Below are 17693 nucleotides of genomic sequence, written 5' to 3' on the forward strand. Positions count from 1 at the left end.
GGTGTCGGTCCCGCAGGACGGGCCGCTGCTCGACGACGCGGCCGGCCGGCTGATTCGCCCGTACACCGTGAGCAACGGCCGGACCCGTCCCACGACCGTGCTCGACCTGCTCTCCCTGATCATGGCCACGGGGACCGAGCCGCAGATGCATCTCGGCCCCGAGCACTCCGTCGCGCTCGGGCTGTGCGGCGGCCCCACATCGGTGGCCGAGATCGCCGCCCATCTGCGGCTGCCCGCGGTCGTCACCAAGGTGCTCGTCTCCGACCTGGTCGACTGCGGAGCAGTGACCGCCCACCCACCCGCCTTCCACGACATGCCCACCGACCGATCTCTGCTGGAGGCAGTGCTCGATGGCTTACGACGACAGCTCTGAGGGCTTCGGCAGCTCTGCCGCGTACGAGAACAACGCAAGCCCCGCAGGCTTCGGAAGTCACGGAAGTCACGGAAGCCATGAAAGTCGCAGCGGTTACGGTCAGTCCGAGGGCTACGGCGGCCCGGAGAGTTACGGACACCCGGGGAACCACGGAGATGCACGCAGCTACGGGGATGCGCAGAGTCACGGAGACACGCAGAGCTACGGGGACGCTCTGAACCACAGCGGCACGCAGGGCTACGCGGACGCCCCGGGTCACGAAGCCCAGCCGGGCCCCGGTGGTCCCGACGACCTCGGCGCCCCCACCGGCTCCGAGGGGTTTCCCGTCGCGCTCAAGGTGCTGGTGGCGGGCGGGTTCGGGGTCGGCAAGACGACGTTCGTCGGCGCGGTCAGCGAAATCGCGCCGCTCAGCACGGAAGAGCTGCTGACCCAGGTCAGCGCCGCCACCGACAGCCTCGAAGGCATCGAGTCCAAGACCGCGACCACCGTGGCGATGGACTTCGGCCGCATCACCCTCGACGAGCAGCATGTGCTCTACCTGTTCGGCACCCCGGGCCAGGAACGCTTCTGGTTCATGTGGGACGAACTCTCCCAGGGAGCGCTGGGAGCGGTCGTGATCGCGGACACCCGCAGGCTCGCGGAATGCTTCGCCGCCGTCGACTTCTTCGAGCGGCGCGGCATCGGATTCATCGTCGCCGTGAACGAGTTCGACGGCGCCTACCGCTACGCGCCCGACGAGATCCGGGCCGCACTCGACCTGGGCCCGGACGTACCGGTGGTGCTCTGCGACGCACGGATCGCCAGCTCGGGCACCGGCGCCCTGGTCACCCTGGTCCAGCACCTGATCAACGCCACCTCGGCCCCGGCCCCGTTGACCGGTTTCGGAGCCCACCCGTGATCCGGGACACCACCGGCCGCATGCTGCTCACGCCTGTCGACGGCGACGCCCTCGTCCGCACCCAGCGGCTTAGGACGCTCGGGCTCGGCGAGCGCCCCGACGCGTCGTTCGACAACTTCGACGCCTTCGCCGACCGGGTGGCCGAGGTGACCGAAGTGCCGTTCTCGATGGTCAACTTCATCGACGGCAACCGGCAGTTCTTCGCCGGGCTCCACACCCCGGGCGGTGCCCACAAGGGCTCCGACCTGGGAGCCGCGGCCGCGGGCAGCAGCCGCAGTGGCCGGTACGTGGCGCTCGACCGCGGCTACTGCCCGCATGTCGTCGTACGGCGCAAGGCGCTCGTCCTGGAGGACGTCTGCGACTACCCGCGATTCGCCGGTAACCCGGTGGTCGACGAGATAGGCATCCGTTCCTATCTGGGAGCACCCCTGATCGACCGCACGGGGGTCGCCCTGGGTGCCGTCTGCGCCGTCGACACGGTGCCCCGCCCGTGGGGCAGGGCAGGGCTCGACACGATCAAGTCCCTGGCCATGGAGCTTGTCGTCCACATCGACCAGCGGGAGGGCAACGGCATCGGGATCTGACTCCGGCGGCGGTCAGACCTCGACCGTCGTACCGTCCAGGAAGGTCAGCACCACCGAGTCGGCACCCGCACGCACCCTCACCGCGTCGCGCAGCGCCTCCGGATGCACGGCGTCCCGGGACAGGGCGACCAGCGAGACATGGATGCTCCGCCCGCCCGGGTGCGGCCCGCTGCGGAGGTACGGAATCGCCGAGTGCGGGCCGTACGCGTTCGACTGGACATCGCGTGCCACGGCAGCCCCCTCGATGCCGCCGTCCCAGCCGTGCAGCCCGATCAGGACGCTGCTGAGACCGTCGGCCGTGCGGGCGAGTGCCCAGTCGGGACCCGACAGGGCGAACGGGCGCTCCGTATGGGCGACCGCGTGACCGCCCTCCCGCACCACCGCGCCCTCGGGCGCCTCGACCCGGTGCACCCGGAACTCCCACGGGCCGTGCAGCACACTCGTCGTCTCGATCCGGTACGGGTGATCGTCACCGGGCAGCCGGGCCGCGTACCAGGAGGCGGCGACGCGGTCCTCGCAGCGCAACGGATGGATCCGGCGGCGCGGCGACGGGGTGCCGTCCGGTGCCAGGAGCGCCAGATGGCCGTCGACGGCACGGGCCACGGCGTGCGGGGCGGCCTCGGGCGCCGTCGCCGTCGAGTACGCGAACCGGGCGTAGTGCGGATCGTCGGTGCCCTCGGAGGGGTCGGCCGACTCGTCGTACGGCGGATTGTGGTCGCTGCCGTGGTTGACCAGCCGGACGATGCCGTCGTCACGGGTGCCGTGCAGCAGCCAGCCGGTGGCGGGCAGCGCGGTGTACTGGTCGGACTCCTCGACGGGCAGCGGGAGTTCGCGCGCCGTCCACACCGCGTGGTCGGCCGGCAGCAGCAGCCCGAGAAAGCCCTTGCTCGCCCAGTACGGCGAGGCGGGGCCGGAGTACGGCTGGGTGCTCGGCAGGAACGTGTCGTACCAGCCGAGCGTCAGCAGCCCCCGCTCGTCCGGCACACCGCGCTCCGCGAAGTGCCGCATCGTGCCCGAGGCGAGTCGGCGGGTGAGCCCCGGTGCCAGCGGGGTGCAGTCGGCCAGTGCCCCCATCCACACCGGCGCCAGCGCCGCGAACCGGTAGGTCAGCGAACGGCCCTGGTGGGCCGGCGCGCCGTCGGAGCCGAAGAAGTGCTGGTAGTCCTCCAGGAACCGGCTCAGCCGCTGCCGGTAGATCGCGGTCCTGCCGCCGTCGTCGGCCCCTGCCATCCGCGACCACAGCAGCGGGTACAGATGCATCGCCCAGCCGATGTAGTAGTCGAAGTTGCGGCCGTCCCCGTCGGTGTACCAGCCGTCACCGACGTACCAGTCCTCGATCCTGTCCAGGTTCGACTCGATGTCGGAGCGGCTGTACGGCGCGCCGACCGAGGCGAGGAACTGCTCGGACACCACCTGGAAGAGCCGCCAGTTGTTGTCCCAGGTCCGCCCGCCGACGAACCCGGAGAACCAGTCGACGACCCGCTCCTGCACCCCGGCGTCCAGCCGGTCCCAGATCCACGGCCGGGTCTCGTGCAGCGCCACCGCGACCGACGCCGCCTCCACCATCTGCTGCGAACAGTCCGTCAGCCTCGGCCACGCCTCCCCGCTCCGGGGGTCCGTGCCCGCGGCCAGCCCCGCCGCGTACCGCTCGATCAGCGCGGGTTCCACCGCCCCGCCCGCGCCCGCGATCCGGCAGGCGGCGAGCAGGAACGACCGGGCGAACCCTTCGAGACCGTCCGAGACGACCCCCGACCAGCTGCCGCGGCCGGGCAGCCGGTACTGGGCGAAGCCGGGGGTCGCGTACGGCACCAGCGCGTCCAGCATCCGGTCGGCGGTCGCCTCCCAGTGCGCCCGGGTCCAGCCGGTTCGTGACGACAGGATCCGGTCGGGTGGCGGCAGGTGCAGATGCGGTGCGACGGACATGGTGGTGCTGCTCCTCGGGGGGTGATGCGCGGGGTGGGTCACTGGACGAGTTCGGCCCGGTGGGTGTGGCCGCGTGAGCCGCCGACGGCGACGGTGAGCACGGGCCTGCGGCCCGGGGCGAGAGACACTGAGCCGTCGGCCCGAGCCACCGACCGTGCGGGGAAGGGGAGTTCGACCATGAGCGTGGTGAGCGTCCGGCCGGGGTCGGCGACCGCTACCCGGACCTGTCCGCCCTGGCGCCGCACCAGCACCGACGCCGGGCCGGACGCGGTGATCCCGGCGGCCGTTCCGGCGCCCCAGAAGTGCACCGCGGTCAGCCCCGCCCGGCGCACCTCCACGGCCTGCGCGGTGGTGTCGTTGGCGACGATCCGGACCGGACGGGACCGCGACCACACCGCGGTCGCCGCGGCCGACGCGCCCGGCAGCAGCACATAGGCGTAGCGGGCGTCGGTGGGGGAAGGGCCGTGGTCCGTCCAGAGCGTCAGGTAGCGGCGGGTGACGGGGTCGGTGCTGCCACCCGTGTCCGCGCCCGTGTCGATGGCCCGCCAGGTGCCGGTGCGCTCCTCACGCAGGGCACGCAGGGCGGTTCCCTCCGGGAACACATAGCCGCCCACCGACTCGACATGCGCCCACCGGGCCCGGCCGAACTCGCCGCTCCAGCCCTGCTCGACGGGGAGGTGGACGCCGTCGACCAGCAGCCGGTGGCGTCCGTCCGTACCCAGGTTGCGGTTCTCGATGATCGTCTCGACCGGCCGGCCGTCGCTCGCCGTGATGCCCGCGCCGAGCGCGATCACCGCGTTGTCGAGCAGGAACCACGACTTCCTGGACCGCAGGGTGGTGCCCTGGGCTCCGATCACCTCCATCGCGGCGGCCGCGTACCGGGCGTCCAGCACGGCACCGCCCGCGACGGTGTTGGCCGGACGGTAGGTGGACGTACCCGCGCCGGTACCGAGGTCGGTCCGCTGCCGGGTGTCGACCGTGGTGCCGGGGAGGCGGTACGGATCGACGGTGGGCCAGAACCCGTCGTTGAACTGCCCGAGGTCGTCGCCGTCGTACAGATATGTCATGCCGTCGCCGGTGTACCAGCCGTGCAGGTTCTCGCCGTTGCCCGCCTCGTAGGCCGAGATCCGCTTCGACGACAGCGACAGCGCGCAGGCCCAGCCGGGGCGGCGGTGCACGACGCGGTCCATGTCCGCGAAGACATGGCTGCCCGCGGAGCGCGGTCCGGCCGGTACGGCACCGTCGTTCAGGACGGCCTTGGCCAGGGCGAGTTGGGGGATGGTGGCGAGGGACTCGAAGGGGGTGGCGCGGTTCCGGGTCAGCCAGCCCTTGACCAGTGACCGCCAGCGCGTCGCGTACGCGGCGGGTGCGCCGGACGCCAGCAGCAGGATCGCCGCCAGGGCCGTCGCGCCGTCACGGTGGTCACCGGCGCGCTCCCGGGAGATCGCCCGGCCGCGCACCGAATCCATCATCAGCCCGTCGAAGATCACCGGGGCGAAGGTCCGCTCGACGGCGTCGTACATCACCGAAACCTTCGGGTCGGCCACCGCCCACTCGGAACCCGCCAGCAGCGCCAGCAGATACGCCGTGCCGCCCAGCAGCACGACGCCGTACGAACCGGTGTAGGCCACCACGTCGTGCTGGACGAACGAGCCGTCCTCGTAGAAGCCGTCACCCGAACTCGTGTACCGGAAAAGGCTGTTGCGGCCCGAGTCGCGTACGTCGGACAGTGCGTCACGGGCCGAGACGAGCTTGGCGTGGTCCTCCCCCAGGAGCCCGCGCAGCGCGACGATGACGGCCTTGTCGGTGCGGTTCGCCCCGGTCTCGGAGAGCGTGGGGGAGTTGGTGCGGCGGTCCGCGTCCGGGCAGAACCGGTCGACTACCGCCAGATAGTCCGTCAGGTCGACCGCCGGCAGCCGGTCGCGCAGGATGACGGAGCAGTCCATCAGCGCACGCGGGGCGCCGATCTCCCAGAACCACCAGTTGCCGGTCTCGCGCCTGGCCGGGTTGTACGCGGTGTCGTGGGTGAAGCGCAGCGCGGCGACGAGCTCGTCCGCCACCCGCGTCGACCCGGCGAGGGAGGTGCCCCTGGTGGCCCAGGCGGTCGCGACGGTACGCAGCCGGGTGTAGGTCTGGCCGAAGTTGCCCGGGTCGGTCAGCGGTGCGAGATCCGGCCAGAGCGCGGTGCGGGCGGCGCCGCGGTCGAGGGTGTCCCACAGCTCGGCGGCCGTGGTGTCCAGGGCCGCGACAGCGGTGGCGAAGTCGGGGTCGTCCGGGTCGAATCCGCCGCCGGTGAGCAGGGATTCGGCCCGCTGGAGCAGTGTGTCGAAGCCGGCGGTGGGTGCCGCCGCGCCTTCGGCTCCACCGGATGGGTCCGCGACGGACGAGGCGTGCGCGGCGCCCGCCGGGGCCATGAGGGCGACGGCGGTGGCGCTGCTCGCCGCGAGCAGCGTGCGTCTGCTCAGGTTCACGGTGAACTCCCTTGTCACAGCGGTCGGTCGGCCAGCGTGGACGGGTCGACGGGCGGCTTCGGAAGGTTCAGCGCGGCCAGCTCGGCCCGGCCCGTGGCGTCGATCGGGAACGCCCAGGTGTTGACGAAGAAGTCGGTGAGGTCGTAGCCCGCGACACGGCTGGAGCAGGTGGCGAGGGCCCGGTAGCGCTTGTCGTTCTCGGTGTAGTCGGACTGCGGGTTCTCCTCGCGGACCAGCTGGTGCATCCGGGGCCAGAAGTCGTCGCCGAACGCCAGCTCCAACTGGCGCAACGGGACGAGCTTCTCGTACGCGCCGAAGGACTTCTCGTACGTCAGCCCGGCAGTGCCGAACTTCAGCCGTGCCGACTCGAAGTAGGTGAGCCCCGTCTTCGGGTCGACGGTGAGGAGGTTGGAGGGCTGCTGCAGGGTGCGCTGCGCGGCCAGCGAGTAGATGTTGACCGTGACCTCGGTCAGGCCGCCGGGCTTGTACGCCATCTGCTGGTGGAGATGGCCGAGTTCGTGGTAGAGCCCCCAGCCCCGGGTCCGCAGCCCCTCCACGGTCGTGGCCCGGTCGAGGTAGGCGCGCGGGAAGCCGTTGTAGCCATGGGTGGCGTAGGCGCCGACGCCGCTGGGCACCTTGCTGACCTCGGTGAAGTGGTACGGCCCGGCCTTGCGCCGGTGCACCGGCTTCGAGCCGTCCAGACCGCTGATCCGGGCGTGGGAGTCGATGATCGTCTCGACCAGCCCGAGCAGTGCGGCGTGGTCCTCGTCGCGGTACAGCAGCGCGCCCTCGCGCGTGAGCGTCATGATGGTGTTCGGCGCGTGCAGTTCGACGTACGGCGAGGTGGTGAGGGTGTCCAGCTGCTGCTGGTAGTCGGCCTCGGAGGTGCGGCCCAGGGTGAAGACCGGCATGGGGACGGCGCCGGAGCGGAACACCACACCGGCCTGCTCGCCGCTGCCCGTCAGGGTGAGGTAGACCGGCCCGCCGTGCGGGTCCGTGATCGTGTTCGCCCCCGCGGCGAGCGGATAGCTGCGCGGCGCGGTGATCTCGCCGTAGTAGTCCCAGGCGCCGATCCAGAGGGTGGGCAGCAGATCGTCGAACGGCTGGACGGTGAGGGAGAGCGGGGTGCCGGCCGGGACGTACAGTCCGGTGGGCTGGAACTCCGAGCCGCGCAGGGCCTGTGCGAGCCGCAGCCGTTCGGCCTCGGCGGCGGGCCGGGCGGTCACGGTCAGCTTGACCGGCTGGCCGGCCGCGCGCTCCGTGACGGTGCCGGACGTTGCGGCCCGAGCCGTTCCGGCGGCGGCGCCGAGTGCGAGGGCCGCCCCGGCAGCGGCGGCCGCGGCGAGAACGGAACGCCGGCCGACGGGGGAGGCGGCGGCGGAAGAGGTGGTGGCGGAGCCGGCCGGGTCTGTGGGCATGCGCATGCGGAACTCCCTGCGGAAACGAGTGAGGGCGGAGGCGTGCGGAACGGTGCTGCTCGGCGCCAGCATGTAAGCGGTTGCTATGAGGAAGCAAGAGGTGACAAGAAGTTACTGTTATTTTCTATGGCCAACTGCGGACAGGCGGGAAGTAACCGGTCACATCCCGGCGGAACGGCCGGGCCTCGGCGCGACGGAATCGCGTACCACGATGTGGGTGCCGAGCCGCAGTGCGCCCGTGGTGGGTTCGCGCCAGTCGTCCTCGTCCCCGCTGTTCACGGCGAGCCGTACCGCCTGGCGCCCCATTTCCTCCAGCGGGACATGGACGGTGGTCAGCCGCGGCCGCAGCTCCTGGGCCACCGGGATGTCGTCGTACCCCACCAAGGACACGTCCTTCGGAACCCGGATCCCGGCCTCCTCCAGCGCCTGGGCCGCGCCCGCCGCCACCATGTCGTTGGCGGCGAAGACGGCGGTGAAGTCGGGCCCGTCCCGCAGCACTTCGGCCATCATCCGGTAGCCGAAGTTGCGGCTGAAGGCGCCGGGCCGGACCAGGTCGGGGTCCGGGGCGATGCCGCGCAGCCGCAGTGCCCGCTGATGACCGGCGAGCCGGTCGCGGGTGGTGGAGAGCTTGGGCGGGCCGCCGAGGTAGAGGATCCGTTCGTGCCCCTGCATCAGCAGGTGGTCGGTGATGGCGAAGGCGCCGCCCTCGTTGTCGTACTCGACCGCGACGGTCGGGGCCTGTTCGCTCAGCGGCGGCCTGCCGCACAGCACCAGCTTCGATCCGCCCGCGTCCAGCTCGCGCGCCCTGCGGGCCAGTTCGGTGGTGTAGCCGCGGTCCGCGATGGAGCCGCCGACCACGACCACCGCGTCCGCCCGGCGCTCGTGCATCAGATCGATGAAGGCCAGCTCCCGCTGCGGGTCGCCCTGGGTGCAGCAGACCAGGCAGAGCCGTCCGCCGAGCGCGGCCTCCCGCTCCACACCGCGCGCGATGTAGGCGTAGAACGGGTCGATGACCTCGTTGACGATGATCCCGACGGTGCGGTTGGAGACGCCGGCCAGGGCGCGGGCATGGGCGTTGACGACATATCCCAGCTCGCGCATCGCGGACTCGACCCGCTCCCGGGTCGCCTCGGCGACCGGGTAGTTGCGGTTCAGTACGCGGGAGACGGTGGCCGTCGAGACGCCTGCGCGCCGTGCGACGTCGGTGACCGTCGCCCGCCGTTGTCCGTCCCCGGCCGTGCTCTGCCGGCGCATCCGGCTCACCCCCTGGTGGCTGTTGTGTGACGTCGAGCCTAGAGCCTGTGCGGGGGAGGGGTTCACGCGATCCTCCCCAGATCGGCCCGTTGCACCGGGTGGTCGAAGGGTGTGCCGTGCGCGTACCGGGCCAGTTCGTCGACCGCGAGTGCTCCCAGCCGGCCGACCTCGTTGCCCTGGGCGCCGGCCAGGTGCGGGGTGAGGAAGACGTTGGGCAGGTCCCACAGGGGGTGGCTGTCCGGCAGCGGCTCGGGCGAGGTCACGTCGAGGACCGCGTCCAGCCGCCCGCTGACCAGGTGCCCGGTCAGTGCCTCGGTGTCCACCAGCCGGCCCCGCGCGGTGTTGACCAGCAGGGTGCCGGGGCGCATCAGGCCGATCCGGCGGGCGTCGATGATCCCGCGGGTCTCCGGGGTGTCGGGGGCGTGGACGGTCACCACGTCGCTGGTCGCCACCAGGGTGTCGAGGTCGGTCGGGGTGACGCCGAGCAGTTCCGCCTCGGCCGCACTCACATAGGGGTCGTAGAGCAGCACCTCCACGTCGAGGACCCGCAGGAGTTCGATGACCCGCCGACCGATCCGGGAGGCCCCGACGACGCCGATGGTCAGGCCGTGCGTGCCGAGCCAGTGCTGCCGGTCGAGGTCGGCGCCGGTGCGGTGGGTGCGCCGGGCGCGGAAGAGCCCGGCCAGCGGGAAGACCCGCTTGGCGCCCATGATGATCGCCGCCAGGGTGTACTCGGCGACGGGTACGGCGTTGGCGGCGGCGGCCGACGAGACGACGATCCCGCGATCGAACGCAACCGGCGACAGAAACGTTTTCACCGTGCCGGCCGCATGGATCACGGCACGCAGCGCGGGCGTCCGGTCCAGCAGCGCCGCATCGACGGGCGGGCAGCCCCAGCCGGTGAGCAGGACCTCCGCGGCGCGAAGCGCCGCCGAGGCATCCGGGGAGTCGAACTCGCTGATCACGGACGGGTTGAGCAGCTCGGCGGTCTCCTCCAGACGGGCTCGGACCGGCGGCGGGAAGACGTCGTCGAGCAGGCTGGGGCTCATGACCAGGAGCGTGCGCGGCCGTCGTGGGGACGGTGCTGCGGCATCGCTACCGGAATGCGCCGGTGCCTCTTCGGTGGTTCGCACCCTGCCTCCGGACAGTAATCGCGTTCTATGGAATGACCGGCACGCTAAGGAGCGTGATGGCCGACCGTCAAGCTCCCTCTCGCCTCAACTGTCCAATTCACCGGCATATTTGCGGGTTCGGGATGCTGGATTCGGCCACTGGGGCATCGCGACTCAACGTCTTTTTCCCGGATCTCTTGACGCTTGGGTTAACCGCTTACTAACTTGCGGCCCCAGAAGGCCCACCACGCGCCACCCAGCCGAACAGGACGCACCATGGCTGAAACAGCACCCCCGTTGCCGCGGGCAAAGCGGCGGCAGAAGGCTGAAACATCCTCCCCGCCCGCTGCCGGGGCCGTTGTCGCGCAGCGCCGGCTGAGCCTCTGGCAGCGGATCAAGCGGGACCGGGTGATGCTGCTGCTCACCCTGCCCGGCCTGCTGTACTTCGTCGTCTTCCACTACGTACCGCTGCTCGGTTACGTCGTGGCGTTCCAGGACTACCAGCCGTACCTCGGCTACATGCACAGCGTCTGGGTGGGGTTCGCCAACTTCTCCGCGGCGTTCAGCGAGCCGGCCTTCTGGTCCGCGACGTTCAACACCCTGGAGATCGCCCTCGTCCAGCTGGTGTTCTTCTTCCCGATCCCGATCGCCCTGGCGCTGCTGCTCAACAGCATCGCCAGCGACCGGATCAGGCGCTTCGTGCAGAGCGTCGTCTATCTGCCGCACTTCATCGGCTGGGTCATCATCGTCTCGATCTTCCAGCAGATCCTGGGCGGTGCCGGGCTCCTGCCCGACGTCCTGGGCGGTCTGGGGCTGCCGCGCTACGACATGATGAGCGACCCCGACGCCTTCCCCTGGCTGCTGACCCTCCAGGTGGCCTGGAAGGACGCCGGCTGGGGCACGATCATCATCCTCGCCGCGCTGCTGAACATCGACAAGCAGCAGTACGAGGCCGCCGCCATCGACGGCGCCGGACCGCGCCGGCGCCTGTGGCACGTGACCCTGCCGGGCATCGCCCCCGTACTCATCCTGCTGCTGATCCTCAACCTCGGGCAGATCCTCTCCGTCGGCTTCGAGCAGATCCTGCTCCAGCGCGACGCGGTCGGCCCGGACGCCGGTGAGGTCCTCGACACCTACGTCTACTACCACGGCATCAAGGACAACGACTGGGGCGTCGCCGCCGCCGTCGGACTCGTCAAGGCGCTCATCGGCACCGCACTCGTCCTGGGCGCCAACAAGTTCGCCCACCGACTCGGCCACGAAGGGGTGTACCGCGGTGCTGACCGCTGAGAAGATGCGCGCCACATCGGAATCCACCGCACCGGCGCCCCGCCCCGCACCCGCCGCGAAGACGGACGGCCGGCCCCCGTGGATGGAACGGCCGACCCGCATCGGACAGACCGCCAAGGCGATGGCCATCGTCGTGGTCGTCCTCGCCGTCGCCTACCCGCTGGTCGGCGTCATCGGCACGAGCTTCGCCTCGCAGACCGACATCATCAAGAGCTCCGGCCTCGTCCTGTGGCCGGACCATCCCACCCTGGACGCCTACCGCACCATCTTCACCGGCGGAGTCGTCACCCGGGCGCTGATCGTCTCCGTCGGCATCACGGTCCTCGGAACCCTCGCCAGCCTCCTGGTCACCGTGGGCATGGCGTACGGGCTCTCCCGCCGCGAGGTCACCGGCTCCCGCTTCATCCTGATGACGGCCCTGTTCACGATGCTCTTCAACGCGGGCATCATCCCGAACTTCCTGCTGGTCAAGGGACTCGGCCTGTACGACACCTACGCGGCGCTCGTCATGCCCACCCTGGTCAGCGCGTTCAACCTGGTCGTCCTGCGCTCCTTCTTCATGAACCTGCCCGAAGAGCTGTACGACGCGGCGAAGGTCGACGGAGCCGGCGACTTCCGCGTGCTGGTGAGGATCGTCCTGCCGCTCTCCAAGGCCGTACTCGCCGTGATCAGCCTCTTCTACGCGGTGACGTACTGGAACGCCTTCTTCAACGCACTCCTGTACCTCAACGACTCCGACAAGTGGCCGCTGCCGATGGTGCTGCGCACCTACGTGCTCCAGGGCCAGAGCCTGAACGCCGCCTCCGCCGGCGAGGTGCTCGCCCCGCAGCAGGCCGTGCAGATGGCGGTCCTGGTGATCGCCGTCGTACCGATCCTCTGCGTCTACCCGTTCCTCCAGCGCTACTTCACCAAGGGCGTGCTCACCGGCGCCGTCAAGGGCTGACAGGCCACCCGACGGGCCTTCGGGCGCAACCACCGCCCCCCACTCCTTCCTTCCCTTCTCTCAAGGAGATTCAGGTGTCGAGCTCCACCCCCATCAATCGCAGGGCACTGTTCCGCATGGGTGCGGGCGTCGGTCTGGGACTGGCCGCCGCCCCGCTGCTCGCCGCCTGCGGCGACGGCGGCACGACCGCGAAGGCCGAGGCCAAGAGCGCCTCGCTGCTGCCCAGCACCGCGGTCCGCAACATCGGCCTCAAGCCCGACCTGGCAGGCACCGCGGCCGGCGTGCCGCAGGGCTACTTCAGCTACCCGGCCAAGCCGCTGCGCGCCACGCAGGGCACCCCGCTCAAGGGGGCGAAGCCGATCAGCGCGACGATGGAGACGTTCTCCCCGCCGCCGCCCGCGCGCGGCAACAACGCCGCCTGGCAGGAGATCGAGAAGCTCCTCGGCGGCACGGTGAACATCACCGCCGTCCCCGCCGACGACTACGGCACCAAGTTCTCCACCATGGTCGCCAGCGACAGCCTGCCCGACATCTTCATGTACCCCGAGACCGGGGGCGTCGACAACAAGGCCGCCTTCCTCCAGGCCAAGTGCGCCGACCTGACCCCGTACCTCGCCGGGGACAAGGTCAAGGACTACCCGAACCTGGCGGCGATTCCGAAGGCCGCCTGGCAGGCCGCGATCTTCGGCGGAAAGCTCTACGGCATCCCGATCGCCAGGACCGGCACCGGCGGCGCCGGCTTCTACCGCCACGACCTGTTCGAGGAGGTCGGCGTCACCAGCCTCGACCAGATCACCGACCTCGACCGGCTCGTCGAGGTCTGCAAGGAACTGACCCGGCCCAAGAAGGACCAGTACGCCATCATCGCGGGCGCCACCAGCATGCTCGCCATGTCCGCGGGCGCGCCCAGCGTCTGGCGGCTGGACGAGAAGACCGGCAAGTTCACCCTGGACCTGGAGACCCCGGAGTACCGCAAGGCCGTCGAGACGGCGCGGCTGCTGTACAAGGCCGGCTGCTACTACCCGGGCACCCTCCAGATGTCCGGGGCGCAGAAGGCCCAGTACACGGACATGTTCAAGAACGGCAAGGGTGCCTACGTCCTCGACGGCATGCCCAGCTACCTGGCACCCGGAGTCGGCTACGTCGCCGCCATGAAAGCGATCGACAAGAAGTACGACCCGCGTCCGTTCGTGCCGGTCGGCAAGGACGCCGTCGCCTGGATGGACAACGTCTCGCTGCAGAACACCCACATCAAGAAGGCGTCCGGGGACCGCGTCAAGGAGATCCTGGCCCTCGCCGACTTCGCCGCGTCCCCGTTCGGCAGCCAGGAGTACACGCTCATCAACTACGGCGTGGAGGGCAAGGACTTCACCCGCGACGCCAAGGGCAACCCGGCGCTCACCAAGCAGGGCACCCAGGACGTCACCGTGCCCTGGAAGTTCACGGCCTCCGCCGTCCCGGCCATCTTCAGCGCCGACTCGGAGCAGGGTGTCCGGCACGTCCACGACGCCTTCAGCAAGATGATCCCGATGCTGGTGCCGGACCCGGTGCTCCAGTACTCCTCGCCCACCTGGGACTCCAAGGGCACCGGCAGCCTCAACACGCTGAAGGGCGACGGGCTGAAGGACATCATCGCCGGCCGCAAGCCCATGTCCGCCTACGACCAGCTGCTCAAGGACTACCTGGCCAAGGGCGGCGAGCAGGCCCGCGGCGAGTTCGAGGAAGCCTTCCAGAAGGGGAAGAAGTGACGACGCGACGCTCGGCCCTGAAGCTCGGCGGTGCGGCGGTCGCCGCAGCCGTCGCCGTACCCGCACTCGGTTCGACCGCCCTCGCACAACCGCACGGCTTCGATCCGGAGCCCGGCTCGGACGGCGTCGGCGACCCGCTCTTCCCGACCCTCGGCAACGGCGGCTACCAGGTCGTCCACTACGACCTGACCTTCGACTTCACCCCGGTCACCTACGACTTCACCGCCGTGGTGCGGATCAACGCCAAGGCCACCCAGGACCTCTCCGCGTTCAACCTGGACACCGACGGCCACACCATCGACTCCGTCACCGTCGCCGGCCGCCCCGCGACCTGGGCGCTCGCGCCCGGCAAGAGCGGCCAGGAACTGACCGTCACGCCCGACCGCCCGCTCCACGACGGGCAGGCGTTCACCACCGAGGTGCGCTACCGGGGCAACGGCAAGTCGCCCCGACTCGGCCTGACCGGCTGGAAGTTCGGCACGGACGGCGGCTTCGCCTCCGCCGCCCAGTCCTCCCGCGCCGACACCTTCCTGCCCTGCAACGACACCCCGTCCGACAAGGCGACGTGGACCTTCCACATCAGCGCCCCGCAGGGCTATGTCGCCGCCGCCAACGGCGAACTCCTCCACAAGACCCCGCGCGGCGACGGCTCCACCGTCTGGCACTTCGCCCTGCGCGAGCGCATGGCGACCGAACTCATCGGCATCGCCGTCGTCAAGGGCACCTATCTCTACGGCACCAGCCACCGCGGACTCCCGCTGCGCCACATCGTGCCCCAGGGCCAGGAGGACAAGTACGGGCCGATCGTCGCCCGTACCGCCGACCATCTGGCCTGGCTGGAGGCCAAGTTCGGCCGCTACCCGTTCTCCGTCTACGGCGTCCACATCTATGACGGCTACACCGACGCCCTGGAGAACCAGACCCTCTCCCTGTTCTCCACCAACTGGTTCAAGCTCAATGCCAACGGCCGGCCCGGCTACGAGACCACCATGGTCCACGAACTGGTCCACCAGTGGTTCGGCGACTCCGTCACCCCGAACGACTGGCAGCAGGCATGGCTCAACGAGGGCCCCGCCGTGTACTACGCCGGCCTGTACGGCGAGGAGCGCGGCTGGTCGGTCTTCGAGGACAAGATGAAGGCTACGTACGAGAAGCTCGACGCGGTTCGCGCCGCCGACGGCCCGCCCGGACTGCCCAAGGCGCTCGGCGGCACCAACATCTACGACGGTGGTGCCCTCGTCCTGTACGCCCTCGCCCTCCGGATCGGCCAGGGGAAGTTCGACCGGGTCATGCGCGAGTGGGTGCAGCGCTTCAAGGACTCCACGTACACCAGCGAGGAGTTCATCCGGCACACCGTCGACGTCTCCGGCGACGCCTCCCTCGACCCGTTCCTGCGCGACTGGCTCTTCGGAGCCGTGAACCCGCCCATGCCCGGCCACCCCGACTGGAAGGCCTCCGCGTGAACCGCCACCGTCTGAACGCCGTACGAGGAACCGCCGCTGCCGCCTCCGCCGCCTTCCTGGCCGCACTGCTCGTCGCCCCCACCGCCCAGGCCGCACCCGGTGCCCGCACCCTGTACGCGGCCCCGGACGGAGCCGGCACCTCCTGTACGGTCGCCCGCCCCTGCACCCCCGAGGGCGCCCGCGACCGGGCCCGCACCGAGACCGGCCACGACGTCCGCGTACTCCTGAAGAACGGCACGTACCAGCTCGACGAGCCCCTGCGGCTCGGCGCCGCCGACTCCGGGAAGGACGGCCACACCGTCACCTGGGGCGCGGCGCCCGGCGCCCGCCCCGTACTCTCCGGCGGACAGGACATCACCGGGTGGCAGCAGAACACCGACGGCACCTGGACCGCCGAGGTCCCCTCCGGCGTCACCCCGCGTCAGCTCTTCGTCGACGGCAGGCGCGCCACCCGCGCCCGCGGCGAAGCCTGCGCGGCGAGCACCTGCGACGCCACGAAGACCGGCATGACCGGCGCGGTCGCCACGGGTATCGCCGACTGGCAGCGCCCCACTGACGCCGAAGCCGTCATCCGGGTCCGCTGGCGCAACTACCACTGCCGGATCGCGGCCGTGAACGGCGATGTCATGACCTTCGCCCAGCCCTGCTGGACCAACTCGGCCGGCGGCACGAACCGCACCGGCCCCGCCTGGGACTCCACCACGGTCGACTCCACCCGCTACAGCGGCGTCGCCTTCTTCGAGAACGCCCCCGAACTCCTCGACCAGCCGGGCGAGTTCGTCTGGAACTCGAAGGCCCGCACGGTGACCTACCTGCCGCGCAAGGGCGAGAACATGCGCCACGCGCAGGCCGTCACCCCGCACACCGAACAGCTGCTCGTCGTCGACGGCGCCCATGACGTCACCATCAGCGGGATCGGCTTCGCGTACGCGGCGTACCACCAGCCCGGGACCGACGAGGGCTACGCGGGCATGCAGGCCGGCCTCACCCTGACCGGGGCCACCGGCCCCGTCGACCACGCCGGCCGCTTCTACACCAAGCCGTCCGCCGCGGTGACCGTCCGCAGCGGACAGCGCGTCAGCATCGACAGCGCCCGGTTCAGCCGGCTCGGCGGGGCGGGCGCGATCCTCGAAGCAGGCACCAAGGACAGCTCCGTGACCCGCTCGTCCTTCACCGACCTGTCCTCCGGCGCCGTCTACGTCGGCGACACCGAGCCGATGCCGTCGGCGGCGCTCGCGGGGGAGCGGAACACCGTCGCGTACAACACCATCACCCGCTCCGGCGTCGAGTACACCGACTCGGTGGGCATCTGGGCCGGGTACGAGGCCGGGCTCACCGTCGACCACAACAGCCTGGACCACCTCCCGTACTCCGGGATCTCGGTCGGCTGGGGCTGGAACCAGCCCGAGTCGCAGAAGTCGGTGCTGCGTGACAACAAGGTGACGGACAACCGGATCACCGACGTCATGGAGGTCGCGCAGGCACAGCACGACGGCGGGGCGATCTACACCCAGGGCGCGCAGCCGGGCACGGTTATCTCCGGCAACTACATCAACCGCTCCGCCTTCGGGAACACCGAGCGCGACGGCAACGGCATCTACCTCGACGAACAGTCCTCGCACATCCTCGTCGAGAAGAACGTCATCACCCGCATCGGCTACAAGTGGGTGTCGAACTGGGCGGACTACGGAATCCAGAACACCGCGCGGGGCAACTGGACCGACACCGCCGCGCCCGCCCTCGGCGGCAAGGGCTCGGTCATGACGGACAACCTCACCGGCCTGGACCGGCTGCCGGCCGAGGCGCTGGCCGTCGCGAGCCGGGCAGGAGCCCACGGCGGCCCGGTCGAGCAGCTGCGCACCGACCTGGCCCGCACCGGCACCGCCACCCAGTCCTCCACCGAGGGCACGGCGGGCGCGGCACTCGCCCTGGACGGCGACACCAACACGGACACCCGCACCCTGTCCGAGGCGGGCGCCTGGTGGCAGGTCGACCTGGGCGGCGAGCGGCACATCCGCCAGATCGAGATCTGGAACAACTCCTCCTCCACGACCGCCGACTTCGACGTGGTCACGGACGACGGAACGATCCACGTCAGCGGGAAGGCGCTGCGCCCGACCGTCCTGGACCTGGACAGCCGCACCCGCACGGTGAAGGTCGTGACGTCCGGCACCGGACGCGTGGCACTGTCCCAGGTGCTCGTCCACCCCTAGGGG

Annotated in this window: 13 protein-coding genes; 8 read left to right on the forward strand and 5 right to left on the reverse strand. The window is 70.7% G+C overall.

Annotated elements, in window-relative coordinates; all coding sequences use genetic code 11:
- Position 1 precedes the first annotated feature (1 nt).
- The 3 genes from ACFYY1_RS25870 to ACFYY1_RS25880 all read left to right on the forward strand — a co-directional run bounded on the left by ACFYY1_RS25870 (position 2) and on the right by ACFYY1_RS25880 (position 1855).
- Positions 2-373, forward strand: a complete 372-nt coding sequence (locus tag ACFYY1_RS25870) for a DUF742 domain-containing protein (protein ID WP_351259008.1) — start codon at positions 2-4, stop codon at positions 371-373.
- A gap of 337 nt (positions 374-710) precedes the next feature.
- Positions 711-1271: an ATP/GTP-binding protein gene (locus ACFYY1_RS25875; RefSeq protein WP_388590111.1), complete on the forward strand. Its 561-nt coding sequence runs from the start codon at positions 711-713 to the stop codon at positions 1269-1271.
- A gap of 20 nt (positions 1272-1291) precedes the next feature.
- Positions 1292-1855 carry a GAF domain-containing protein gene (locus tag ACFYY1_RS25880; protein ID WP_376635602.1) on the forward strand — a complete coding sequence of 188 codons (564 nt, stop codon included), beginning with the start codon at positions 1292-1294 and terminating at the stop codon, positions 1853-1855.
- A gap of 12 nt (positions 1856-1867) precedes the next feature.
- Here the strand turns inward: ACFYY1_RS25880 and ACFYY1_RS25885 are convergent, their stop codons facing one another.
- The 5 genes from ACFYY1_RS25885 to ACFYY1_RS25905 all read right to left on the reverse strand — a co-directional run bounded on the left by ACFYY1_RS25885 (position 1868) and on the right by ACFYY1_RS25905 (position 9970).
- The gene (locus ACFYY1_RS25885) at positions 1868-3778 is read right to left on the reverse strand and encodes a DUF2264 domain-containing protein (protein ID WP_388589741.1); all 1911 of its coding nucleotides are present in this window, start codon (positions 3776-3778) and stop codon (positions 1868-1870) included.
- Between the two features lie 38 nt (positions 3779-3816).
- On the reverse strand, positions 3817-6192 hold the full coding sequence (locus ACFYY1_RS25890; protein WP_388590114.1) for a polysaccharide lyase 8 family protein: 2376 nt from the start codon (positions 6190-6192) through the stop codon (positions 3817-3819).
- Positions 6193-6263: 71 nt separating this feature from the next.
- Positions 6264-7673: a M60 family metallopeptidase gene (locus tag ACFYY1_RS25895; RefSeq protein ID WP_388589744.1), complete on the reverse strand. Its 1410-nt coding sequence runs from the start codon at positions 7671-7673 to the stop codon at positions 6264-6266.
- Positions 7674-7826: 153 nt separating this feature from the next.
- On the reverse strand, positions 7827-8921 hold the full coding sequence (locus tag ACFYY1_RS25900; RefSeq protein ID WP_388589747.1) for a LacI family DNA-binding transcriptional regulator: 1095 nt from the start codon (positions 8919-8921) through the stop codon (positions 7827-7829).
- A 62-nt stretch (positions 8922-8983) separates the two neighbouring features.
- Entirely contained in the window at positions 8984-9970 is a 987-nt protein-coding gene (locus tag ACFYY1_RS25905; protein WP_388589749.1) for a hydroxyacid dehydrogenase, read from the reverse strand.
- Positions 9971-10309: 339 nt separating this feature from the next.
- Between ACFYY1_RS25905 and ACFYY1_RS25910 the strand changes: the two genes are divergently transcribed.
- The 5 genes from ACFYY1_RS25910 (at position 10310) to ACFYY1_RS25930 (ending at position 17690) form a co-directional block, all read left to right on the forward strand.
- Complete coding sequence (locus tag ACFYY1_RS25910; RefSeq protein ID WP_388589752.1) at positions 10310-11323, forward strand: ABC transporter permease; 1014 nt, start codon at positions 10310-10312, stop codon at positions 11321-11323.
- Positions 11324-11405: 82 nt separating this feature from the next.
- Positions 11406-12266, forward strand: coding sequence for a carbohydrate ABC transporter permease (locus ACFYY1_RS25915; RefSeq protein ID WP_388590116.1), 861 nt, complete (start codon positions 11406-11408; stop codon positions 12264-12266).
- A 74-nt stretch (positions 12267-12340) separates the two neighbouring features.
- Positions 12341-14014, forward strand: a complete 1674-nt coding sequence (locus tag ACFYY1_RS25920; protein WP_388589755.1) for an extracellular solute-binding protein — start codon at positions 12341-12343, stop codon at positions 14012-14014.
- Positions 14011-15477, forward strand: coding sequence for a M1 family metallopeptidase (locus ACFYY1_RS25925; protein WP_388589757.1), 1467 nt, complete (start codon positions 14011-14013; stop codon positions 15475-15477). Before ACFYY1_RS25920 ends, ACFYY1_RS25925 begins: the two co-directional genes overlap by 4 nt.
- Entirely contained in the window at positions 15474-17690 is a 2217-nt protein-coding gene (locus ACFYY1_RS25930) for a right-handed parallel beta-helix repeat-containing protein (protein ID WP_388589760.1), read from the forward strand. Before ACFYY1_RS25925 ends, ACFYY1_RS25930 begins: the two co-directional genes overlap by 4 nt.
- Positions 17691-17693: the final 3 nt, after the last annotated feature.

The sequence above is a fragment of the Streptomyces sp. NPDC001890 genome (assembly GCF_042891445.1).
In the GTDB taxonomy this organism is placed as follows: domain Bacteria; phylum Actinomycetota; class Actinomycetes; order Streptomycetales; family Streptomycetaceae; genus Streptomyces.